Consider the following 23,762-nt stretch of genomic DNA (forward strand, 5'->3'; position numbering starts at 1 on the left):
GGCAAATGACCTACAGCGGTCCGGATCAGTCGTGCTCGAGGACGTCCTCGAGATCGCTTAACCCCTCAACGACGTGGAAGCTGATCGCGTCATCGACCGCTTCGGAGCCGAAGACGATCGCGAGCAGTTCTTTTTCGGTATCGTCGATCATTACCATCTTCTCCGCGCTCGATTTGCCGTCGATTTCGAGTCCGTCCTCTAGCTCGACGGCAACCTCATACGAGCCGGCATCCGTCCAAACGTCGCTGAACCCCTGTTGAGTTTCTTCTTCGGTCGCGGTGAACGAGCCGTCGAAGACGGTTTCGCCGCCGGGCCCCTCGATCACGAGTTCGCCGCTGACGTCCTCGTCGATTTGGTTGATCGCGTTCACTTCCTCGAGAGCCATATCGTCGAATAATCCGGCGAGCGTCGAACAGCCGGCCAGGGGGGCAAGTACCACAGTTCCGCCGCCGGCAATAATCTGACGGCGTGAGGGCGCGAACGGCTTCCAGCGGTGATTCTTTCCAGTCATGTATGAACTTCCAGTTATCGTTTATTGAAATAGAATATTAATACTTTCGAAGCCAATCAGTAACTATAATAATAGCAGGAAAGCACTGTTAAATAAGACGTTATGAAATAATTTCATGCAGTTTAGTCCGAATTCCCTACTATGTGAATCAGGACAACAGGGGTTGACAGAGACCCGAGTGAGATGGGGTACAACAAGCACGCCAGTGGCGTCCTCGGCTTGAACCGATGGGGAAATCGAAGTCGATCGGCTGCTTTTCCCCATCAGTCGACGTTGAGGAGGCTACTAAAAAATAGTTCGTACCGCGAAAGTAAACCGTAAGTTTTGCCAGCTATGGGTTTTACTCAATCATCTCAACCAGTATCTTTTTCTTGTCGGTCGTCGTTCGTTCGGATATGGCGACAGAACGTCCGAATACGCAGAACGACTCCACCCTCAAGCGACTGGTGAAACTGCTTGTTTCCGTAGTCGTACTGGTCCCGGTCACGGTATTTCTCGGGTACGGCGGTGGTGTGTTCCTCACGCTGACGGCGAAGATCGGTGTGTACGACCCGACGACGGCCGACGGCGAACCGCTCCGACGTCGATTGTTTTCCTGGCCCGACCGCAATCGCGAGGTCATGCGGACTAACGGCCGCGCGGAACTGCCGTTGAAACCATAGCAGATCGTCGACCGCAGTTCCCGACCGGTTTGCAGGCCAGCGTCCGCGACCCTCGTTTTCTTGAAACGGACCTGTCGGCTGATGGCGAGCACTAGTGGCGTCCCCAGCCTAAACTGATGGCTGAAATCGGCGTCGGTCGGCTGATCTCAGCCATCAGTCGACGCTGGGGGGTACTACAGCCTCGAGTACGAGTGTCGACGATTGAACACACTCCTTTATGTTCGACGAATTGTTGGGTTACGTATGGTTGATGGTGACCTGACGTCCAGGGCCGAGGACGCCCTCGAGCGGCACGGACCCTGTGACACCTGGACGGTCAGTGCCGACCTGTTCGGCGACCTCGAGAGCATCCACATCCTCCATGGACCCGGCGAATCGTACGCCCACCTCGAGCACCTAGAGCGGGCGGGGACCGTCGTCCGCGAGGGGACCGACTACCGGCTAGCCGACGGCGTCGCCGACGAACTCGCCACCGGCGACGAGCAGCGGTGGGAACTCGAGTACTGAGACGGTTCTCGAGACGAACTGTTCGCTCTCAAAAGCGAGAGTCCCCAAAGCGGGGATGTGGGGCACGGAGCCGACCGCATGTCAGAGGCACGTTCGTGGTGCAGCGTCCGCGCACCGGAAAGTGGGGGATTCCGATTGATATATCTACTGGTTAGGGGACGTTGCGATCGATCGCCACTTGCCGTCCAATTCATCGACGGATCGGGGGAGCTTTGATCCCGGCGGCGTTGTATCCTCGTATATGGGTGCTCGCGAGACCGGCCGCGATCGGATCCGGAGGCGATCGTGATGATCGACGAGATAGACGACCTGCTCGAGGAGATCGGGTTCGACTCCGAAACGAGTGTACTGACCTATCGACAGGCACAGGTACTGGCGCTGCGCGAACGCGACGTCTCGCAGGCGAACATCGCAGACGAGCTCGGGACGTCGCGGGCGAACGTCTCCTCGATCGAGTCGAGCGCGCGCGAGAATCTAGAGAAAGCCCGCGAGACGGTCGCATTCGCCGAGGCACTGCGAGCACCGGTCCGGGTTCGCATCTCCGAAGGGACGGACCTCTACGACGTGCCACAGCTGGTCTACGAGGCCTGTGACGAGAAAGGTGTCAAAGTCGACCACACTGCGCCGGACCTGATGAAAGTCGTCAGCGACGCCGCGGGCTCGGCGGTCTCCGGGCGGAAGGTCGCGACGCCGTTGATCGTCGGCGTCACCTCCGAGGGGATGGTTCGAGTGCGCCACCAGGACGGAGACTGAGACGGTCTCCTGTAGTCACGTTCTACCACTCACCAGCACGGGGTCGGCGATCGGCGGGTGATCGGACAGCAGTCCGTACGAGACCGAAACCGGCGTACTGGTAGGTCGAACGGAACCGGCAAACCGAAAGGCGACGACCGCCTACGCGAGGGCGATGACTGCGTATCTGCCGGAGTCGCTCGCCCAGTCGTGGCGGGTATCGGGGAGCCGGACCGGGGAATCGAGCGTGTTGCTTGCATCAGTCACCGCCGAGACGACAGTGTACGAACCGGCCGATCCCGCCGACGGGGTGGTCGCACTGAACGAAAGCGACATTCCCACCCGATCGCTGTTTACGGTCGATCTCTCGTTTTCGCCGTCGCTGTCGACGCTTGGCGTCGCGCCAGAGTCGGCCCTCGAGAAAGCGGCACCGAAGGCCAAATCACAGTTCACCGACACTCTCGAAGACGAGGCCCTGCGCGTCGAGTCGACGCGGGACACCCTCGAGTTCGAGGCGTCGAACGGCAACGCGGGCCGCTGGTACGTCCTCGACGTCGGCTATCCGGTCGCACTCGAGGGCGACGAGCCGATCTATCTCGAGGCCGAAGCCCACACCGCCGTCTGGCCCCTCGATTCGACGTTCGGAATGGCCGGCGGCGTCCTCCCACTCGAGGGCGTCGACGCCGAAACGGCGGCGACTGCCGACGAACTCGACGTCGATCCGGAGCGCGACCGCGAGACGATCGCGAAACTGATCCGAACGGTCGACCTCGGCGACGAGCCCGCGGACGTGGCCTGATCGGGATCGTCGACGATCCCGGTCGCCGGGACCGTGGCCCACACTGCCCGCGACGTACAGGGATTGATTACCTCGCCGTTCTACGGCACAACTATGCAAACACACATCGTTCCGGTCGGCTTCGACTACGACCGGCTGATCGCGCCGCTGGTACGCGATCAGATCGACGTCGACAGCGTCATCCTGCTCGAGGGTGCCGTCGGCAGCGAGGCCAACGTCGAGTACTCCCGCCACCTCTCGGAGAAACTCGAGACCGACTTCCAGAACCTGCTGGGTGCGAGTACGGAGCGGTTCGTTCTTTCGGACGTCTACGACTACGATGCGGCCTTCGAGCAGGCCTACGAACTCATCACCGCGGAGTTAGACGCCGGTAACGAGGTCTGGGTCAACGTCGCCGCGATGCCCCGGACCGTCAGCTTCGCCTTTGCCAACGCCGCCCACTCGCTGATGGTCGAACGCGAGGAAGACCGCGAGGGGATTCACACCTACTACACCGCACCCGAGAAGTACCTCGAGACGGAACTCGCCGAGGAACTGCGCGAACAGATCGCCTTACTCGAGGACGTCAAGAGCGCGGACGACCTCGAGGACGAGCGGATCGAAGACCGTCTCGAGAGTGCTCGAGACCTCCTCTCGGAGTTCGACGAGCGCGGGACGACGATCGGCGCGAAGGAGATCGACGGCGGCCACATCGTCGAACTGCCGGTCGCCTCCTTCTCGAACGTCAAACCCTTCGAGGAACTCATCCTGTTCAAACTCGGCGAGGACGGCGAGTTCGACTCGGTTTCGGAGCTCGCGGAGTCGCTGGCCGACGAACTCAACGAGGAGTACACCGACAGCTTCCGGTCGAAAGTCATCTACAACGTCGACCGACTGGGTCCGGGCGGCAAGGGGTACATCGAACGCGAGGAACAGGGGAAATCGTACCGAACCCGCCTCTCTCGGATCGGCGAACTGTGGGTGCGGGCACACTCCGATTCCGGTCCTCGGTGATACAGTCTCCTGTATCGATGTCCTGGCACATCGGGTATCGAACACGGTACCACGGGTCGGGTGATTCGTGGAACTCTCGCCGCACTCTTTAGACGAGATCGAAGACGGTCGCCAAGATCACGAGGTTGAGCGCGACGAATCCGGCGGTAAATACGACAGACAACAGTGCATATGCCGCCGGACCAGAGACGGAGCCACGCTTGAGATCCCGAAAGCCGCGGCTACGCAGATTGTGCCAGCCGAGCGCGTCGACGAGGACCCAGTAGCCGTCGCCTTCGATGAGTGGATTGAGCACGAAGACGGCCCGTGCCGCGATCAACAAAGCGAGGAAGCCGAAGATCGGCTGCGCGGGCATGGCAACGAACATGACGGCGAAGCCGGCTGCGACGACGATGTCGGCGAACGGACCGGCGAGGCTGATCCAGATGCGGACGTTCCGTGGGCATTGCCACGCATCAGTCGTTCGCGTGATAATCGCCGGAATTACCTTATTCAATGTTCCGAGCCGAAGATTCGGATCGAAATACCGCCGACTCGGGACGTAGTGGCCGAGTTCGTGAATCGCGATCGATCCCAGTAACACTGGGAGGACGACGATCGAGAGTTCGAATCCGAACTCGATATCTGCCGGCAGCGATTGAAGTTCCGGCCAGCGAACCACCAGACAGAGGAGAAGTACCGCGACGCTTACGGCAAGCAGGCCGAGACGTGGTGCGAGTCGAATGTCGGCCGGCGTTTCGTGGCGGATGACGTCGCCGCCCGGCTTCAGGTAGCCGTTGTCATACAATGACGTGATTGTGTGTTGAACGCGCTCGTCGCATTCATCCGGATGTGTTGATCCGTCCGCGAGGTCGTGTAACCGATCGAAAAACACTGGATGGACGCGCTTGTAGTCACCATCGTCGTTTCGCAGCCACGTCGTCCCGTCGGTCTCCCCCCACCGGAAGCCGAACCCGTTTTCCAACAGTTCCGCGAGGGTGTAGTCGTGGTCGGTATCGTCGTCGCTCATCGGTGTTTCAGTTCGGCGTGACGTCGCGATCGGCGAGTAGGTCAGCGAGCGCGCCGGCAACGTCCGTGCCCGCTTGCTCGTCGAAGGTCGCAAACATCGGGGAGGGGTTAGCCTCGAGGACACGGAACCGATCACCGCCATCGACGACGTCGACACCTGAAAACGCCAGCCCGAGGCAATCGGTTGCCTGGACGGCAGCGTCGGCGATATCGGAGTCGAGCGTCGAGTGGTCGATCCGTTCGACGTCGTGATCGGTCGTCCGATAGTCGAGTTCGTCAGCGACGATTCGAGCCGCTGCAACGATCTCCCCATTGACGACGAAGATGCGGAGGTCGTCCCCGTCGATTCGCTCCTGAAACTGTACCGGGGCGTTGGTAAGCAACGACAGCCGGTCGGCAGTCAGATCCGCGGCCGTGACCGGTGCGGCGTGGCCACCGCCACTGACCGGTTTGTAAACGACGTCCTCGAGTCGGTCGACGAACGCTCGTGCCGCATCCGGATCGGTCGTCGTTAGCGTCTCCGGGACGGGGACGCCCGCGTCCGCAAGTCGTGACAGCTGCCAGGGTTTCCGTTTGTGGACGTCTTGACTCTCGAGAGGATTGATCATCCGGACGCCACGTCGTTGCAGGTCGTACAGCATCGACTCGAGGACGGCCTGATACTCACGTAGCTGGTTGAGAAGGGAAAAGGGTCGATTCTCGAGTTGGCTTTCGTACTCGGATAGCCGCGGGTTGAGCGCGAAGTTTCGAAGATACGCGGTGTGAACGCTCGATCCGTCGACGACGGTATCGGAAGCAGCCACTCGAACGTCCTCGTTCGTCTGATGGAACGACAACTTGCCGTCACCCGGCCAGTTGTCGGCGTTCCAGACGACAGTTTCGACGCCTCGTGTCTCGAGTTCGTGTTCTACGGCTTCGAGTTGTGGATCTGATCGAGGGCCCAGTAACAAGACTGCCATTATCAAAATATAATATGTAGACAATATAAAACTAATCATCGGTCAATTAGGCCACTATCAAGTCGAAAGCAAATCCCACGCTGGCGTGTCTTATTTCTCGTTTGATACGACGATCGTTGCTGCGCTACCAGCTGGTTACCCAAGTTGAAATAATAATATTCTAGAAGAAAGATATAATATTATATGGTGGGAAGATTAGAACGGATATGGATTCAGAAACCGACGAACAGATCCACTTCGTTGAAGACCTCGAGGAGCGATCGAACGCGACGACACTCGGCGATTTCACGACGACGGTAGTCGGCGAGTGTCCGGAGAAGTGCTGGTAACGCCCGGCAAACGTAGCCGTTTTTTCGAGCCCCGCGAACTGGCGGGCGGGGACCGACGTGCACCGTGCGCTCTGCGATCGGTGTGGGAACAGCTTCAGCTGGTACTATAGCCAGGACAGTGCTACAGGCAGACCGCTTCGGGATTGAACGGGTACCCGTCTGGTGCGGGCTTCCACGTCAACGTTCGTACTCGTCGCGGTGTGGACAACTCTCAGAGATCATACGACGCTACTACTCGAGCGACGACTCCCGGAGTTCCTCGCGCCGAACTGTACCCGCTGCAGTCTGTGGTAGTGTATCGCAAATCTCGATCGCCGCTGGGACCTCGCGTTCGGACAGCGACGACGATGCGTGAGAACGAAGGTCGTCGACGAACGGCTTGCCCGGCTCGACGTCGTCGGTCGGCACGACGTAGCCTTTGATGGCCTGCTCGAGGTCCGGATGGTCGGTCGGAACGGCAGCAGCCTCCATGACGGCTTCGTGATCTTCGAGCGCGTCCTCGACTACGCGCGGCCCGATCCGCGTGCCGCCGCTGATGATCACGTCGTCGGCCCGTCCCTGATACCAGACGTAGCCGTCCTCGTCCCGTCGTGCCAGGTCGTCGGTGAGATACCATTCGCCGTCGGGGCCGTCGACGAACGCGTCCGCCGTCCGCTCCGGGTCGTCCCAGTAGCCGAGGAAGAAACAGGGGTAATCCCCCCTGACGGCGATCACGCCGGTCTCGTCGGCCTCGAGTCGCGATCCGGAGTCCGGATCGACGACGGCGGCCTCGACGCCGGGCAGCGGTTTGCCGATGCTTCCGGGGCGGGTCTCGATGGACGGATAGTCGTTGATGATCATGTTGCCCGTCTCGGCCTGGCCGTAGGTCTCGTGAATCGGGACGCCGAGGACTTCCTCGCCCCACTCGATAAGTTCGGGATCGAGGGGTTCGCCGGTGCTGAGCGCCCGGTGAAGATCGAGGTCCGCGTCAGCGAGAGCGTCCTCGGCGTCGCGTAGCTTCCGGTAGATCGGCGGGATGCTCGAGAGTATCGTCACGGGAAACTCGTCGAGGATCGACACCCACGTCTCCGCGTCGAACGCACCGTCGTAGGCCAGCAGGCTGTGGCCCCAGAACCAGACGCCGAGCGCGTTGACCGGTGCGGTCAGCCAGCCGCGCTCGCCCGTTCCCCAGTAGATGTCGGTCCCGTGTTGCAGGAGGTCGGCCGCATAGAGGGTCGCGGCGGCGACGCCGACGATCCACCGGTGGCCGTGGACGATCCCCTTGGCGGGGTCAGTCGTCCCGCTCGTGTAGTACAGCAACGCGGGATCCGACCCTTCGGTCTCGACGGTCTCGTATGCGGACGAGGCGTTGTCCATCGCCTCGTAGTAGCTCACGTCGCCCCGGCGAACCCCCTTCCCGTCGTCGCTGACGACGACGACGTGTTCGACCGACGGTGCGTCTTCGAGCGCCGTGGCCAGCGTCTCCCGGTGTTCGGGCGTCGTAACGACTACGTTCGGACCGGCGTCCTCGAGTCGGTAGGCGACCCGGTCGGCACCGTACTGTGGGTCGATACCGCCGAACACACAGCCCGACTTGAGCGCGCCGAGCATCGCCGTGTACTGTTCGGGCACCCGCGGCATGAACGCGAACACACGATCGCCACGCTCGAGGCCGAGTTCCGCTAAAATGTTCGCGAACCGACTCGAGTACTGTGAGAGCTCCCAGAAGGTAATTCGTTCGCGCTCGCCGTCGGCCCCGATGAAAAAGAGCGCGACGGTACCGCGATCGGACGTATGGCGTTCACACACTTCGTGAGCGACGTTTACCTCGTCGGGGGCATCCCAGTCGGCGTCCGTGTAGATGTGGTCCCACTCGAAGACCGTCGAGAGCCCCTCGTAATCCGCGAGATTCGGTGACGTGTCCATATCGCATGTGGCCACGAGCGGTCGTATAATTCATCGGCCAGCAAATCCGTCGCCGAGATCACGCCACTCGCTCGAGGACCCGCTCGCGGAGCACGAGCAGGCTAGGCAGGACGGTAACGCAGGCGACGAACGCGAAGACGATACTCAGACCGGTTACGAGACCGAACCGCTGTAGCGGCGGGGCGAGTGCAAGCGCGAGGACGCCGAACCCAGTGGCGGTCGTCGCAGCGCTGCCGAGCAGTGCCCCGCCGGTGCCGGTAAGCGTCGCCTGGAGGGCGTCGACGACGTCTTGATGCCGATCGCGCTCGATGACGAACCGCTCGCCGAGGTGGATGCTGTAGTCGACGCCCAGCCCGATCGCGAGGCTGGTGATGACGGCCGTCTCGCTGTTGAAGGGGACGTCGAGGACGGCCATCGTCCCGAGTAGCCACGCCAGCGCGGCGACGACCGGCGCGAGCGTAACGGCACCGAGCGAGAGCGCCCGGTAGCGAACCCAGTACAACAGCGTCAAGAACGCGAAGATGACGACGAGGGTGACTGCGAGTGCCTGGACCAGCGTCTCGAGTAACGCGTCCTGGACTACCGCAGTCGTGACGGGGCCACCCGTCGCGATGGCCGTCACCGCCGCGCCGTCTTCGATCTCGTCGGCGAACGAACCGACGTCGTCGGCGACGGTCTGGGAGCCTGCGTCGCCGCGGACGCTGACGACGAGCCGAGCCGACTCGTACTCGCCATCGGTGGACGCATCGTCCACCGTGGATCGCTCACCATCCCCGGTTCGCTCGAGGACGGTCGCGGCCGCATCGGGGTCGGCGTCGTACAGCAGGTCGTAGAGGCCAGCCAGATCCTCGTTCGGGACGTCGTCGTCGGTGGTGTCTCGTTCGTCGATCGCGGCCGCGACCGTTTCGTTGTCGGCCGCGACGTCCTCGAGGACCGACAGCGGGCCGTCGACGGCGGCCGTCCCGTCCGGCTCGGTGTCGATGCTGCTATCGGCGCTCGTGACGGCGTCTCCCTCACGAGCGTCCTCGATCGCGGTCAGCGTGGCCGGATCCGTCACGTCCCCGCGTATCAGTATCTCCGCCTGGGAGTCGGGGTCCTGGAAGTTCTCGCCGAGGTATTCGGCGTCGTCGCTGACGGTGTAGGTGTCCGGCGCGAGCGGGCCGGGAAGCGACTGGGCCCAGTCGGGGGCGTCCTCGGGCAGGAAATCGGCCTCGTTGAACTCGGTGTCGATGCCAGTCGCACCGTAGGCGCCACCGACGGCCAACAGGAGGGCGACGGCGACGACCGCTACCGGCGCCCGTCGCGCCAGCGAGACACCCCCAGAGAGTACCCGGTTGACCGGCCCCGGCGTGACGCCGAACGCCGGCTTCGCCCGATCGCGACCGAACCGGTTCTCGAGTAGGCCGTCGACTTCGGTCTTGAGTGCGGGGACGAAGATCCCGAACGCGACGAACGTCGCGAGGATGCCACCCGCGCTCAGAATCGCGAAGTCCTGAATGGCGGGCAGCGGACTGACGACGTTCGAGAGAAAGCCGATCCCCGTCGAGAACGTGGCTGCGGCCAACGCGAGCACGACGCCACCCAGGCCGAGGGCCATGCCAGCCCGGACGCCACGGTCCACGCCGCCGTCGGTACTGAGCGTCGCGATCCTGGCGTCCGGGTTCTCGATCTCGAGCGTGCCTGCCCGTGCTTCACGGTACCGCATAACGACGTGTAACGCGTAGTCGATCGAGAGCCCGATCAGCAAGAACGGGACGGCGATCAGCAGCTGGCTCATGGGGATCTCGAGCCAGCCCATCAGGCCGGCGAGCCACCCCATCACGACGCCGATTCCGGCCAGGCCGATGAGGACGTCGACGACGTCTCGGTACGTGACCGCGAGGATCCCGAGGACGAACACGAGCGCGACGGGCGTGATGATCGCGAAGCTATCGCCGACCGCGCTCGCCGACGCGGCGTCGGTGATCCCCTGGCCGAAGACGAAGCCGTCGTCGAACCGCTCCTCGAACAGCGACTCGACCTCGAGCTGGGCGTCGGCGGCCGCCGCGGAGAGTTCGTCGTCGCCGGCGTCGTCCTGGAACATGAGCGTGAGCCGGGCCTCGGCCTCGGTCTCGCCGGGTTCGTAATCGGACGGCAGGAACTCGTAGGCGTCCTCGCCACCCCGATCGGCGTCGGGATCGAGGACGTCAGCGAGCAGTGCCTCGACTTCCTCGTCGGAACGGTCCTCGAGTGCTGTGACTTGCTCGTCGAGCGTCGGCGCGCTGTCGTTCTCGAACGCCTCCTGCTCCGCCTCGAGCGCATCGAACTCCGCTTCGAGGGCGTCGAACTCGTCCTCGAGAGCGTCGAACTCCGCTTCGAGGAGCCCGACCGTGCCGGCGGCGTAGACGCCATCGAGGGACTCCTGGACCTCCCGATACGGGTCACTCTCTTGGGGTTGTGCGGTCGATTGTTCGATCTCGAACAGCGCCGACTCGAGCTCCTGGGCCTGTCGGGCGAGTTCCGCGTACTCCGCCGCGTCCTCGTCGTCGAGTTGCGCTGCCGCCGTGGCGTTTTCGACGGTGGTCTCGAACTCCGCCTCGAGTTCGGCGGCGCCTGCCTGATAGTCGGAGTCGTTCTCGTCGGTCGTCGCGTTCAGTTCCTCGTAGTCGCGCTGGATCTCCCGACTCTCGTCGAGTCCGTCTTCGAGGGCGTCGCTTCTGGTCTCGAGTTCGGCCCGTCGCTCCTCGAGTTCGGCCCGTTGCTCCCCGAGTTCCTCACCGCGTTCCTCGAACGATTCGATGCGATCTTCGGTGTAGGCAGCGGTTCCGACTGCGTTCTCGAGGCCGACGAAGCCGTCGTCGGTGAGCGTCGCGTTTACCGACTCGTTGGCCCGTGCGTCCTGCTGGAGGGCCAGCCCGTCGAGCAGCGATTCCCTCGTGAGGACGTCACCACCCTCGTCGCGGACGACGATCTGTGTCACGTCCCCGTCGTCGGTCTCGTAGTTCTCGTCGATGTACTCGAAGGCCGCCTCCTCCTCGGAGTCGGTCTCGAACTCGCCGATGCCGGCGTCTTCGGTCTCCCCGACGACTGCACCTGCGGCGACGACGAGGGTAACCACGAGCAGGAGGGCGACGACGAGGCGGCTGTGGTCGGTAATCGCCGCCGCGTATCGGCCGGCGAGATCACCCGCCATCGGTCAGGGCCACCTCCGGCCGATCGTCCCGCGAGGGCCGTCGGGAGTCGACGATACATCGGTCAGCGAAAACGAGCCGTCTCCGACGGCCATCGATCGCTCGCGGAACGCCATTGTGATCGGATCCGAACCGTACGTTCTTATACCTTCGGTTGAAAGCAGGTGATGCGTAACCGGAAATGGATTATGAACACTGCAATCGACCGCGACCGGGGCTTTCTCACTGAGGCCGACCGGGCGTATCTGCTAGGCGAGACCGAGATGAGCCACGAGGGTTCGAAGCGAAACGCGGAGGCGCGCATCCGGAACCGGACCCGGAACGCGATCCTCGATTTCGACGTGCTGACCCAGATGCTCTCGAAAAAAGACCGCAGACAGGTGTTCGAACACGTAGGGAGCGACGACGACCTCCAAAGCGGGTTGACCGCGATGCTCGCATTCGCGTACCTCGGCCTCCGGGAGCAGGGCGTCGACTTCGAGGAGGTGCTCGTCCCCGCTGTCCGAAGCGCCGAAGAGGCTTACGCCGCCGACCAGCTCGAGGCAAAGGTTTCCGTCGACATCGCGTTCGACGTCGAGACGAGCATCGAAGCGACCCACGAGGGGATCGCCGATCGGCTCGCTGCGGGCGACCCCGTCACGCCTCGAGAACTGTTCTCGCTCGTCCTCGAGCGCGGTCACGACGTGACCTCCTACGACGAGGTCGCGATCGCACTCTCGGCGGATACCGACGAGGAGTTCCTCGAGCGACTGGCGTCGTACCACGGCGGCGACCTCAGATACGTAAGCGATTCTCGAGCCATCATCGATCTGACGGACGCGCCCGACGAGCCCGGCCGAAACTGACGTCGGATCGCGACTCGAGTGACAGACGGGGTCTCGAGTGAACGGCCGCGGCTGCCGACCACGGTCGTGACGAAACAACTAACATCGAGCCGGGCAGTACTACGTGTATGACCGATGCCGGCGCGGCCACGGCCGATCCGTTCGTCGGCCCGAACGGCGCGATTTTCGTAGGGGCGGTTTAGCCCCGAATTTCCAACCCCGTTTCGACGGATGTATTGTCGGCGACACGCATTCACCGAGCAACGACCGGTATCAGCAATGAACGAACGCACTCTTCAGGCACCGACGATGCACGGACGACGCCCGTCGCGGGCGGTGAGACTATGAGTATGGACACGCCCGGTCAGGATCAAGACCAAGACCAGGACCAGGACGCAGCAGCCGAGGAACCAACCCTCGAGGGCGGCTACGACCCCGAAACGGTCGAAAAGCGTTGGCAGCAACGCTGGGTCGACGAAGGCGTCTACGCCTACGAGAGCGATCCCGAGAAAGATCCCAACACCGTCTACGCGATCGACACGCCGCCGCCGACGGTGTCGGGCAGCCTCCATATGGGGCATCTCTACGGGCACACGCTACAGGACTTCGCCGCGCGATTCCAGCGGATGCACGACGGTGACGTCCTCTTTCCGTTCGGCTACGACGACAACGGGATTGCAAGCGAGCGCCTGACCGAGAAGGAACTCGACATCCGCCACCAGGACTACGAGCGACGGGAGTTCCAGCAGCTCTGTCGGGAGGTCTGTCAGGAGTACGAGGCAGAGTTTACGGAGAAGATGCAGGGGCTCGGAACCTCGATCGACTGGTCGAACACCTACAAGACGATCGAGCCTCGCGTCCAGCGCATCTCCCAGCTCTCCTTTATCGATCTCTACGAGCAGGGACGGGAGTACCGAAAGAAAGCGCCCGCGATCTGGTGTCCCGAGTGTGAGACGGCGATCTCGCAGGTCGAGATGGAGGACATGGAGAAGGGCGCACACTTCAACGACATCGCGTTCGAACTCACCGGGGACGCCCCGCGAGACGAGTTCGTCATCTCGACGACCCGCCCCGAACTGATCCCGGCCTGTGTCTCCGTCTTCGTCCACCCCGACGACGACGAGAACCAGGATCTGATCGGCGAAACTGCCCGCATCCCGATCTTCGGCCACGAGGTGCCGATCATCGCCGACGACCGCGTCGACATGGAGAAAGGAAGCGGCGTCGTGATGTGCTGTACCTTCGGTGACCAGAAGGACATCGAGTGGTACCAGGCCCACGACCTGCCGCTGCGAGTCGCCATCGACGAGTCGGGGACGATGACCGATCTCGCGGGCGACTACGAGGGCATGTCCACCGACGAGGCCCGCGAGGCGATCATCGAGGATCTGGACGACGAAGGGTATCTGCGAGACCGCGAGTCGATTACCCACACCGTTCAGGTCCACGAACGCTGTGACACGCCAGTCGAGTTCCGCGTCTCCAAGCAGTGGTACGTCGAGATCTTAGATCACAAAGCGGAGTACCTCGAGGCCGGCCGGGAGATGGACTGGTATCCCGAGAAGATGTTCACCCGGTACAAACACTGGATCGAGGGCCTCGAGTGGGACTGGCTGATCTCCCGCCAGCGTGACTCGGGGATTCCGTTCCCGGTCTGGTACTGCGAAGACTGCGATCACGAGATCATCGCGGAGAAAGAGGACCTGCCGGTCGATCCGCTCTCGGACGAGCCGCCGGTCGACACCTGTCCCGAATGTGGCGGCGACGAGTTCGTCGCCGAGGACGACGTCTTCGACACCTGGGCGACCTCCTCGCTGACGCCCCTGATCAACGCCGGCTGGGACTGGGACGAAGACGCCGAGGAGTTCACGATGGCAAAGCCGGAGCTGTACCCCTTCGACCTCCGGCCCCAGGGCCACGACATCATCTCCTTCTGGCTGTTCCACACCGTCGTCAAATGTTACGAGCACACCGGCGAGGTGCCGTTCGACGCGACGATGATCAACGGCCACGTCCTAGACGAGAACCGCGAGAAGATGTCCAAATCGCGGGGCAACGTCGTCGAACCCGACGAGGTGCTCGCGGAGTACCCCGTCGACGCGGTCCGGTTCTGGGCGGCAAGCGCCGCCGTCGGCGACGACTTCCCCTACCAGGAGAAAGACCTCACCGCGGGCGAGAAGCTGCTTCGCAAACTCTGGAACGCCTCGAAGCTGGTCGATACCCTCGCGCCACGCGAGCCCGACGAACCCGCAGAACTCGAGCCGATCGACCGCTGGCTGCTCGCCGAGTTAGACGACGCGATCGAGGAGCTGACGGCCCAACTCGAGAACTACGAGTTCGCGAAGGCCCGCGACCGCCTGCGGACGTTCTTCTGGAACACGTTCTGTGACGACTACCTCGAGATCGCCAAAGAGCGTGAGGACAACCCGTCGACCCAGTACGCGCTACGGACGGCCCACCGCACGTTCCTCGAGCTGTGGGCGCCGTTTCTCCCACACGTCACGGAAGAGATCTGGCAGGCTGTCTACAGCGATAGCGAGTCGCGAGACGACAACCTCGAGGAGACCAGCATCCACATCCGCGAGTGGCCGAGTCCACAGGGCTACGCGGCCGACCTCGAGGCCGGCGAGACCGCGATGGAGGTCATCTCGGCGCTGCGACGCTACAAGAGCGAAAACCAGCTACCGCTGAACGCCGACCTCGAGTCGGTCTCGGTCTACGGCCCCATCGAAGGCTTCGAGGACGCCATCCAGAACGTGATGCACGTCCAGGACCTGACCGTACTCGAGGACGAACCCGAAGTGACCACCGAGGTCGCCGCGATCGACCTCGACTACTCGACACTCGGCCCCAAATACGGCCAGAAGGTCGGCGATATCGACGCCGGCATCGAGAGCGGCGACTACGAGATCGACGACGATGCGGGCGTCCTCCGCGTCGCCGGCGAGGAGCTCGACGAAGACGTATTCGAGGTCGAACTCGAGCGCTCCTACTCCGGCGAGGGTGAGATGATCGAGACCGAGTCGGCGGTCGTCATCCTCGAGTAGAGTCGCGCCGTCCGTTTTCGAACGCGCTCGAGTCCGGCATCAGTGCCGTTCTCGATCGTATCCGTTCGAATTCTCGCTGTCATCCATCAGGGAAGAAACGATGAGTCGTTTGGTCCCACGCCGAAGGAGACCACTGGCTGCAGGTTGAGAGATATCCAGATTAGCGGCGACTTCACTGAGAGTTGCGTTCCGTGGGTCGTCGAAATACCCTGTCTCGAGTGCGACGAGGAGTGCCTCTCGTTGGCTATCGGTCAATCCTGCGTCAGTAGTCCCTAAACTAGCGTATTCGTTCACGCGCAGTAAATCGATATCAATGTCGTGCTGTTCTGCATAGTCCCATAGAGGGGCCAGATTCGTCCGGTCGGGCATCCATACCGTTAGGATCCAACCGTTTCCGTCGTTCTCCATATCGAGGATGACACCATTCGCGGTCGAAATAATTGGAGAGATGACCTTCGCTTCGTCTGTATATTCGAAGCTATAGATCGCCTTCTCGTCTCTAGTTTCAATAACTCGTTCAAACTCGCCAATGGTGTGATCATTCCGCAATCCGTCTTCGAACTGGCGGAAATCAGCTGACTGTACGCGATAGAAAAATTTCCCCGATGTAGGGTCAGTTCCTGCCTCTAACACCGACTTGACTTTCGAACTCTGGTCGTGAGTGACTGTCTTTGTGAGTACTATGTCAGGGTGCTCGATTCGGACAACTGCTTTGATATCAGTCACTGTTCTATGGAGTAGGTGTCTTTAATATATGAATATGTATCTGGAAAAGCCCGTAGCAACTATCAGAACTAGTTTGTTGCATACAGAGGATATATAAGAGAGCGGTCCGCCAGAGTTGGTGGGACACAACTCATACGGACTGCTGTAACTAGTTACCGCCGATCACCGACCCCGTCCTGGCGATCTGCGGTAATTGACTACAGAAGACCGTCTCATACTGTCGGACAGCAGTCAGTGAGACGCCGGTCGCGAACTCGCGGCCGTCACCCTCGGGACGGCCGCAGTCGCGCGACCGATCGTCGAATCGTGCTCTCCAACAGTATCAGAACGAGGATGAACGCGCATCGAAACTCTCTCGAGGAGTCCGCTGGACGATAATCATCCGTTTTGCTCGCCCTCATCGTCCTCACTGCATCCACCGAACAACCTGCGAAAGCGGTCAGGAATGGATGAAATCTTCTAGACCCGATATAAATGGATTATTCGATTAAGAGAGAGACCAATGCGATCACGGTCGGTATCAGTATGTATGGCACAGCGATACCATGCCGATGACCGAGGCAACGACACGAACCCAAACTGCTACCTCCCCGCTGGGGTCACCCCGCTGTTCGATACCAGTCGCTTCGAGCGTCTCTGGACGTCGCTATTCGACCAGTACGTTGAATCACGATGATGAATTTCCCTGAGATAGATTCGGCTGTATTCTTCGGTTTGATTACAATGGTGACCTGGGGAATCTGGGTAGTCTTGGGTAACGCTGCGTCGGAGTCTATCGACCCGAGGACGGCCGCCGCGATCTCCTATCTCGTTGCGGGACCCCTTGCACTCGGATACATCCTCGTTTCAGACGCATCGCTTGCCATTACTGCGAGAGGAGGCCTGCTCGCTGGCGTGGCCGGATTGTTCACCGGAATAGGCCTGATTTCGATGTACATCGGTCTTTCCGGAGGGTCGACGACCGTCGTCTCTACTCTCGGTGCGATGTATTTCGTCGTCGCGGCACTCATCGGTATGGTCATCCTCGGAGACGAAGTGACGATAACGAGATTTGCTGGGATAGCGTTTACAGTTATTGGGATCATCCTGGTTACCCGATAGAGTGGCCTACGCAACTGTTGGGTATGGGGCGGTGTTCTCGAAAGAAGCGAGCGAAGGCGCGTCTTCTACTCGAGAAAATAAACGAATGGCCAAAATATATCTATGGCACACTCACTGAACGTCGCTGTACACCTGATCGCCGGACGGCGTTGCGATCGGTGTGGAAATCGGTTCATACGGTCTCCTGTCGTCACTGGCCGCCGATCTCGCCCTGGCGCGCGATGTGCGATATCACGACATCGAACCGCGTAGAACGGAGTGTGTACGTCTGCTCGTCGTGCGAACTGGTAGCTACCGCAGATTGTAACGGGGCGGAGAATATGCGACAGAAGATAACTCCGAGTCCTCACGGCGAGGCGGATGTCACTCGGTAACCGTCCCGTTTACCTCTCGCCACGTGCCCGCCGCGGTAACGCGATTCTCGTCGATATCGACCGACCGTTCGTCCGCAGAGGACCCGAGTAGCGCCTCGAGTTCGTCTTCGTCGGGATCGTCGACGATCGCCGCGAACTCGCCGGTTCCCGTCTCCGCGTCCTCGGCGGTGAACGACGTGATGACACCGTCGGCGTCCTCGAAGCCCTCGAAGCGTACGTCGGTAACTCCTCCGTTCGCGTCGGCAACGATCCGGTCGCCGTACTGTCCGACGACGGCGTCGCCGTCACCCGCCGTTTCGACGAGCCACGCGACCACGTCGGAGACCTCAGTTGCCCGGTCGACGTCGCCCGCTGTGACCGCGATGGTCGTCTCGAGTCTCGCCATCGGGTCCGTGTCGTCCTCGAGTGCGTCGCTGTCGACGAACACGATCGCGTCGCTGCTGACGGCGATCACCGCGTCGGCGGCCTCGTCGATCGGCGTGTAGACGTCGTAGTCGCCGATCTCGTCCGTTCGTTCCATCTGTCTGAGAAAGTCCGCTGCCGGTTCGGCGGTGAGTTCGTCGTCGATCTCTGCGGGATCGATTGCGCCCGTCACGATCAACACGTCGTTTACCAACAGCAGTTCCTCGACGGTCGACTCGAACGCCGCTTCGTCGACGAGCCTACCGAGTCGGTACTGGGCGAGGTCCAGGCCGACGGTGAAATACGCTGCGAGCATACCGTTGGATACGGGTGCGACCATCGGATCCGCTTCGTACTCCGCCGGGACCGCTTCGTCCGGTCCCGCTTCCTCGAGTTCTCGCTGTGCTTCGTCCTCGAGATCCGCCCAGTCGAGGACGACGAACTCGAGGCCGCCATCTTCGATAGTGAGCCATTGACTGTACGCCGGGAGATCGTCGGTGTCTTCCTGTGCGCTGATCGTGGCACTCCCTGCTACGCCGGCGGTCGCCGCTGTCGTCGCGCCTACGAGCGCGAGCACGTCTCGTCGACTCGGAGTCATTGTTCGGTAGCACGTGCCCGATTTCGATATAGCACAGGCCTTCGTTCATCACTTCGGATAATACGGATCGCCGTAGCCGTGTCCCGGCTGTCTTATACGATCTCCTGTCGTCACCGACCGCCGGTCGCCGACCCCGTGTGGCGATCGGCGGGACAGCGGCACAACAGTCCGTATCAGATATCCCGGCGCGTGAAGACGACGACGGCGATGGCCACCAGGAGGAGAAAAACCGCAAGGAGAATGCCGGCGTCGGCGATGGCGTACTCCTCGTGAACGAGGATTGCCGTCTCGTCGTAGTACCGGCTCGGCGTTGCCGCGCCGATCCACTCGAAATCGGGATCCAATCCGGAGACGGCGTCGACGACCCAGAGGACGAACACGAGCGTCAGCGCCGCCGCCCTGGCAGTTCTCGGTCGGTCGACGATCACCGAGAGCACGAGTCCGATCCCGGCACAGACCAGCAGGTACGGAACCGAAAGCAGATGGACCATCGCGAGTGCGACCGGGTCGAACGACTCGCCGATGACGAGTGCGCCGACGTAGACGATGGTCGCCACCCCGACGTTCAGGACGACCAGTGGAACCCACAGCGCGGCGACTTTCTGGAGGACGACCGACTCCCGCGAGATCGGATTCGAGAGCGTGAGATCCATCTTCCGGTCGTCGATGTCGGCCGCGATCAGTCCCGCGCCGACGTACGCGAAGTAGATGCCGACGAGGATCACCCAGAAGAACGCGTAAATTTCGGCGGCGATGAACCCCTCGATCGTGTGTAACGCTTCGATTCCGAAGAGCTCGAAGAAAAACGCCGGAAACGCCTGCTCGATCGCTTCCATCTCTTCGGAGAGGCTCGGGAACATCGAGAAGTAAAGTGCCGACAGGAGGACGAAAATGACGACGAGCCCGACCGAGCCGCGAATGCGCTTTCCCGACTCGACGCGGAGGATGGCCGTCGTCGTACCAGTACTAGTGCCAGTACCAGTGCCCGTATCTGCCGTCATGAAGGCACCTCCTGTGTCGGTCGCGACCGACCGATCGTCGCCGAGGAGTTCGAGCGGTACATCAGATATCCCTCCGGACGAAGACGACGATTGCGATGGCCAGCAGTACGAGAAACGCCGCCAGAAGAACGCCGGCGTCCGTAAACGCGTACTCCTCGTGGACTAAGATCGCCCCCGGATCGAAGTACCGACTCGGTGTTATCGCGCCGATCCACTCGAAATCCTGATCCATGTGGGTGAGTCCGTCGACCAGCCAGAGGACGAACACGAGTGCCGGGGCGGCAGCCTGGGCGGTCTCGACGCGCTCGAGAACGACCGAGAGGACGATGCCGATCCCAGCACAGACCAGCAAGTAGGGGACGGTCAACAGATGTGCCAACACGAGCGTGGCAGGGTCGAGCGTCTCGCTGATGACCTGGATGCCGACGTAGAGGACCGCGAACAGGCCGACGTGTAACGCGACCAGCGGAACCCACAGGGCGGCGACCTTCTGGAGGACGACCGACTCCCGCGAGACCGGCGTCGAGAGGAGGAGATCCATCCGACGCGTACGGATGTCGTCGACGATCATCCCAGCGCTGACGTACGCGAAGTAGATGCCGGCAAACAGCAGCCAGACGATGGAGAAAACGTACCCGCCGACGAACCCTTCGATCGTGTGTATCTCCTCGATACCCAACAGTCCGAGTAGGACCGGCGGAAACGCCTCTTCGATGAGTTCGGCCTCTTCCGCGAAGCCGGGAAAGACGGCGAGTACGAACGCAAGCAACAGCCCCAACAGGCCGGTCAGGACGATCGAACTGCGGGTCAGCTGCCTGGACTCGGCACGCAGAATCGCCGTCATCCTCCCTCCGAGGACGTATCGTCCCCGTAGTAGTGTTTGAAGATGTCGTCGAGCTGAGGGTCCCCGATGTCGACGTCTTCGATCTCGAATTCGACGAGATGCTCGAGCAACGCGCTCGACTCGCCGGTGTAAGTGAATCGGACCGTCCTGTCGACGGTCTCGACGTCGATCATCTCCTCCGTGACGAACGCCGCTTCGTCGACCGGCTCCGCCAGCTGTACCCGGACCTGTTTCCCGCTGCGTTTGAGCAAGTCGTCGATGTCCTCGAGGGCGACCAACCCTCCCTCACGGATGATCCCCACCCGGTCGCAGATGCGTTGGACTTCGCTGAGGACGTGCGAGGAGAAGAAGATCGTCTTCCCGGCGTCGCGTTCGGCCTCGAGGAAGGCGTGCATCCGGTCTTGCTTGAGCGGGTCGAGTCCGGACGTCGGCTCGTCGAGGATGATCAGGTCCGGATCGTGCATGAACGCCTGGACGATCCCGAGCATTCGTTTGTTCCCGTGTGAGTACGTCTCGACCGGCTTCTCGAGTGGCGGATGGAACAGGTCAAGCAGCTCCGCCCGTCGTTCGTCGCCGCGCATCCGGGCGAAGTAATCGAGCACCTGTCTCCCCGTCAGTCGTTCCTCGAACCCGAGCGTGTCCGGCAGATACCCGACGGCTGATTTCGCCTCGGTGAGCGCCCGTCGATCGCGGATATCCGCACCGAGAACTTCTGCCGTTCCGGCAGTCGGTTTGATGAGTCCGAGGAGTAATCGAATCGTCGTCGTCTTCCCTGCCCCGTTCGGGCCGAGGTAGCCGAAGATCTCGCCCGAGTAGACGTCGAAGGTGACGTCGTCGTTTGCGGTAACGTCGCCGTAGCGCTTCGTGAGGCCGTCGATGCGGATTACGGGCGACTCTCGAGTGCTCTCTGCTTCGGTCGCGGATTCGGTCTCAACCGCAGGTTCGTCGGCGTCGGTCTGGGTACGCATGATCGGTCCTCCGGGCTCGGTCGGGTTCGGCCTGTGAATTCGGACTTCGGGAACGGAGCCTCATACGGTCTCCTGTCGTCACTGCCCACCGATCGCCAGCACGGGATCGGCGATCAGCGGGACATCGTTACAGCAGCCCGTATCACAGCCGCCCACAACGATTGGTATCAATACAGACGCTATGACAGACCATAAAGTGGTGGTTGAATGAGGGGTCGTCAACGGTCCGGTCGAAGACGTGCCTCGAACCTGGATGGAACGATCCGATCAAAGTAACGGGCGAGCGGGACGACCCAGTCGCTCGAGGCGCCAACCCGCCAACCCGGGTCGTCACTCGCCGCCGGTCTCGAGCTACCGGCCCTCGGCTTCGGCGACCGGCAGCGTAAACGAGAACGTCGATCCGTCGCCCGGCACCGACTCGACCCAGATGTCGCCGCCGTGGCGCTCGACGATTCGCTGACAGAGCGCCAGCCCGATCCCCGTGCCCTCGTACTCCTCGCGGCTGTGGAGTCGGTCGAAGACAGTGAACACGCGGTCCTGATCCTCCGGATCGATACCGATCCCCTCGTCGTGGACGGCGATCACGCACTTCCGACCGCGCCGTTTCGCGTCGACGTGAACTCGCGGCGGCTCGTCGCCGCTGTAGGTGATCGCGTTGGAGATCAGGTTCTGGAGTACCTGCCGAAGCTGGCTGGCATCGCCTTCGACGCGCGGGAGTGGCTCGGTCGTGACCGTCGCGTCACACTCCTCGATCTGGAGGTGAAGGTCGTTGAGCACGTCACCCAACACCACGTCCAGTTCGACCGGCTCGAAGGGATCACCCTGCGTGTCGACTCGTGAGTAGGCCAGCAGCGCGTCGATCATCTCGCGCATCCGATCGGCGCCATCGACGGCGTACGCGAGGAACTCCTCGCCGTCCTCGTCGAAGGCGTCGCCGTAGCGGTTTTCGAGCAGTTGGAGGTAGCTCGTCACCATCCGCAGCGGTTCCTGGAGGTCGTGGCTGGCGGCGTAGGCGAACTGCTCTAGGCGCTCGTTTGACTCCTCGAGTTTGCGCTCGTGGCGTCGCTGCTCGAGTTCGTACGTCACCCACTGGCCCATCAGGTGGTTGAACGTGCGATCGGCGTCGGAGAACCCGTCGGGTCGGGGCTCCGAGGAGACGAAAAACAGCGTCCGATCGGGCGCGTCCTCGACCCTGATCCGCGTGCCGAGATACGTCTCGAAGCCGAACTTCTCGTATGCCATCGTTCCGGCGAAGCCACAGTCTTCCGGGTCGGTGATCGCTGCGGTCTCGTCGGCGGCGACCGCAGCACGACAGTAGGTCTCCGAGAGCGGCGCCTCGAGGCCGGGACGGAGATGCTCGTGGTCGTCGCTGACTGCCTCCACCTCGAAGGAATCCCGTACCGGATCGACCGTTGCGAGACCGCCGAGTTCGAGATCGAACCGATCACACCCCAGTTCGAAGAGAGCCTGGAGTTTCTCCTCGAACGAGCTGTCGGCGTCTGCTGCGATCTCGATCTGGCGCTCGAGGTGTTGGTGGTGCTCCCGCAGTTCGACGCGGGCCTGTGTTCGATCGAGCAGCGTCCCCATCATGCGGTCGATTTCGCGTTCCGGCTGGTCGGGCCCGAAAAACTCCTCGGGTGGCGTGTAGTAGAAGTTCTGACAGACGGTATCGTCGTAAATCAGGTGTGGATGGGTCTTGATAACGTCGCGGATGATTTCGGCTGGGAAGCGCTCGCGGTTGTACTGACAGAGGGCGATCCCGTTCGCGTCGGGTAACAACTCGTTGAGCTTCCCCTCGTACTCGATGAGTTTCTCGAGCGGCGGATCGTCGCCGAACACCCACGTCATCTCGCCGGTGATCCGCACGCCGGCGTACTCCTCGGTCCCTTCCTCGATCGCGTCCGCGATAAACGAGATCATTTCGTCGGGCTCGAACGAGCCGTTCCGGAGGTAGGAGTCCTGTGCGGTGTACATGACCAGCGCCCCGGACTCTATGGCGGCGTCGGCGTCGACCCCTGCCTCCCGAAGGGCCGCAAGCACCTCCGAGGTGTCGTTCTCGTCGGCGATGTAGACGCATCGCTCTCCGCGCTCGAGGCCGTGTTCGATGTACGGTACGGCAGTGGCGAACTGTTCTGCCTGGGACTCGTAGATGAACGCGAGATGGTCGTAGGACTCGTGTTCCGAAATCGGTTCGACGAGGCCGCCAAACTCCGGACTGTCCTGGAGCGCTTCGAGGCCGGTCTCGAGGCCGAGGAGGTCGTCTTGTGGGGAATCGATGGTTTGACTCATGATGGTTGCTGGG

The 23,762-nt window shown here is 62.0% G+C and carries 19 protein-coding genes and 1 pseudogene; 9 read left to right on the forward strand and 11 right to left on the reverse strand.

All coding sequences use genetic code 11. The features are described from left to right. Positions 1–25: 25 nt before the first annotated feature. Positions 26–511: a hypothetical protein gene (locus tag RBH26_RS08110; RefSeq protein ID WP_306757700.1), complete on the reverse strand. Its 486-nt coding sequence runs from the start codon at positions 509–511 to the stop codon at positions 26–28. Positions 512–906: 395 nt separating this feature from the next. On the opposite strand from RBH26_RS08110, the gene RBH26_RS08115 reads away from it, so the two are divergent. The 5 genes and pseudogenes from RBH26_RS08115 (at position 907) to RBH26_RS08135 (ending at position 4,204) form a co-directional block, all read left to right on the forward strand. Further along, positions 907–1,173 (forward strand): hypothetical protein, encoded by a 267-nt coding sequence (locus RBH26_RS08115; protein WP_306757701.1) that lies wholly within the window; start codon positions 907–909, stop codon positions 1,171–1,173. Between the two features lie 276 nt (positions 1,174–1,449). Further along, positions 1,450–1,680, forward strand: a pseudogene (locus RBH26_RS08120) (MBL fold metallo-hydrolase); the annotation flags it as partial. Between the two features lie 288 nt (positions 1,681–1,968). After that, positions 1,969–2,433: a Tfx family DNA-binding protein gene (locus tag RBH26_RS08125; RefSeq protein WP_306757702.1), complete on the forward strand. Its 465-nt coding sequence runs from the start codon at positions 1,969–1,971 to the stop codon at positions 2,431–2,433. A 154-nt stretch (positions 2,434–2,587) separates the two neighbouring features. Beyond that, positions 2,588–3,211, forward strand: a complete 624-nt coding sequence (locus RBH26_RS08130) for a hypothetical protein (RefSeq protein ID WP_306757703.1) — start codon at positions 2,588–2,590, stop codon at positions 3,209–3,211. Positions 3,212–3,304: 93 nt separating this feature from the next. Further along, complete coding sequence (locus tag RBH26_RS08135) at positions 3,305–4,204, forward strand: DUF6293 family protein (protein WP_306757704.1); 900 nt, start codon at positions 3,305–3,307, stop codon at positions 4,202–4,204. An 88-nt stretch (positions 4,205–4,292) separates the two neighbouring features. On the opposite strand, the gene RBH26_RS08140 is transcribed toward RBH26_RS08135, so the two are convergent. Together RBH26_RS08140 and RBH26_RS08145 are read right to left on the reverse strand one after the other, a co-directional pair. After that, a complete protein-coding gene (locus RBH26_RS08140; protein ID WP_306757705.1) occupies positions 4,293–5,213 on the reverse strand; it encodes a M50 family metallopeptidase in 921 nt (306 codons plus the stop codon). Positions 5,214–5,220: 7 nt separating this feature from the next. Next, entirely contained in the window at positions 5,221–6,171 is a 951-nt protein-coding gene (locus tag RBH26_RS08145) for an ATP-grasp domain-containing protein (protein WP_306757706.1), read from the reverse strand. A 206-nt stretch (positions 6,172–6,377) separates the two neighbouring features. Here RBH26_RS08145 and RBH26_RS08150 point away from each other — a divergent pair, with 206 nt between their 5' ends. Continuing rightward, the gene (locus RBH26_RS08150; protein WP_306757707.1) at positions 6,378–6,500 is read left to right on the forward strand and encodes a hypothetical protein; all 123 of its coding nucleotides are present in this window, start codon (positions 6,378–6,380) and stop codon (positions 6,498–6,500) included. Positions 6,501–6,731: 231 nt separating this feature from the next. Here RBH26_RS08150 and RBH26_RS08155 read toward each other — a convergent pair whose 3' ends face one another. After that, the gene (locus RBH26_RS08155) at positions 6,732–8,405 is read right to left on the reverse strand and encodes an AMP-binding protein (protein ID WP_306757708.1); all 1,674 of its coding nucleotides are present in this window, start codon (positions 8,403–8,405) and stop codon (positions 6,732–6,734) included. 58 nt (positions 8,406–8,463) lie between these two features. Then, on the reverse strand, positions 8,464–11,577 hold the full coding sequence (locus RBH26_RS08160; protein ID WP_306757709.1) for an MMPL family transporter: 3,114 nt from the start codon (positions 11,575–11,577) through the stop codon (positions 8,464–8,466). A 186-nt stretch (positions 11,578–11,763) separates the two neighbouring features. Between RBH26_RS08160 and RBH26_RS08165 the strand changes: the two genes are divergently transcribed. Together RBH26_RS08165 and RBH26_RS08170 are read left to right on the forward strand one after the other, a co-directional pair. Then, the gene (locus RBH26_RS08165) at positions 11,764–12,420 is read left to right on the forward strand and encodes a hypothetical protein (RefSeq protein WP_306757710.1); all 657 of its coding nucleotides are present in this window, start codon (positions 11,764–11,766) and stop codon (positions 12,418–12,420) included. A 215-nt stretch (positions 12,421–12,635) separates the two neighbouring features. After that, the gene (locus RBH26_RS08170) at positions 12,636–15,446 is read left to right on the forward strand and encodes a valine--tRNA ligase (RefSeq protein WP_306757711.1); all 2,811 of its coding nucleotides are present in this window, start codon (positions 12,636–12,638) and stop codon (positions 15,444–15,446) included. A 39-nt stretch (positions 15,447–15,485) separates the two neighbouring features. Here the strand turns inward: RBH26_RS08170 and RBH26_RS08175 are convergent, their stop codons facing one another. Further along, complete coding sequence (locus RBH26_RS08175; RefSeq protein ID WP_306757712.1) at positions 15,486–16,172, reverse strand: helix-turn-helix domain-containing protein; 687 nt, start codon at positions 16,170–16,172, stop codon at positions 15,486–15,488. Between the two features lie 675 nt (positions 16,173–16,847). Here RBH26_RS08175 and RBH26_RS08180 point away from each other — a divergent pair. Then, positions 16,848–17,273 (forward strand): DMT family transporter, encoded by a 426-nt coding sequence (locus RBH26_RS08180; RefSeq protein ID WP_306757984.1) that lies wholly within the window; start codon positions 16,848–16,850, stop codon positions 17,271–17,273. A 363-nt stretch (positions 17,274–17,636) separates the two neighbouring features. Here RBH26_RS08180 and RBH26_RS08185 read toward each other — a convergent pair whose 3' ends face one another. The 5 genes from RBH26_RS08185 to RBH26_RS08205 all read right to left on the reverse strand — a co-directional run bounded on the left by RBH26_RS08185 (position 17,637) and on the right by RBH26_RS08205 (position 23,749). After that, positions 17,637–18,647, reverse strand: a complete 1,011-nt coding sequence (locus tag RBH26_RS08185; protein ID WP_306757713.1) for a hypothetical protein — start codon at positions 18,645–18,647, stop codon at positions 17,637–17,639. Between the two features lie 173 nt (positions 18,648–18,820). Then, entirely contained in the window at positions 18,821–19,648 is an 828-nt protein-coding gene (locus tag RBH26_RS08190) for an ABC transporter permease subunit (protein WP_306757714.1), read from the reverse strand. A gap of 61 nt (positions 19,649–19,709) precedes the next feature. Beyond that, positions 19,710–20,492, reverse strand: coding sequence for an ABC transporter permease subunit (locus RBH26_RS08195; RefSeq protein WP_306757715.1), 783 nt, complete (start codon positions 20,490–20,492; stop codon positions 19,710–19,712). Beyond that, on the reverse strand, positions 20,489–21,460 hold the full coding sequence (locus RBH26_RS08200; protein WP_306757716.1) for an ABC transporter ATP-binding protein: 972 nt from the start codon (positions 21,458–21,460) through the stop codon (positions 20,489–20,491). Before RBH26_RS08200 ends, RBH26_RS08195 begins: the two co-directional genes overlap by 4 nt. Before the next feature lie 351 nt (positions 21,461–21,811). Beyond that, positions 21,812–23,749 carry an MEDS domain-containing protein gene (locus RBH26_RS08205; protein WP_306757717.1) on the reverse strand — a complete coding sequence of 646 codons (1,938 nt, stop codon included), beginning with the start codon at positions 23,747–23,749 and terminating at the stop codon, positions 21,812–21,814. Between the last annotated feature and the right edge of the window lie 13 nt (positions 23,750–23,762).

Origin of the sequence: Natronolimnohabitans sp. A-GB9 (genome assembly GCF_030848565.1) — an archaeon.
GTDB lineage: Archaea > Halobacteriota > Halobacteria > Halobacteriales > Natrialbaceae > Natronolimnohabitans.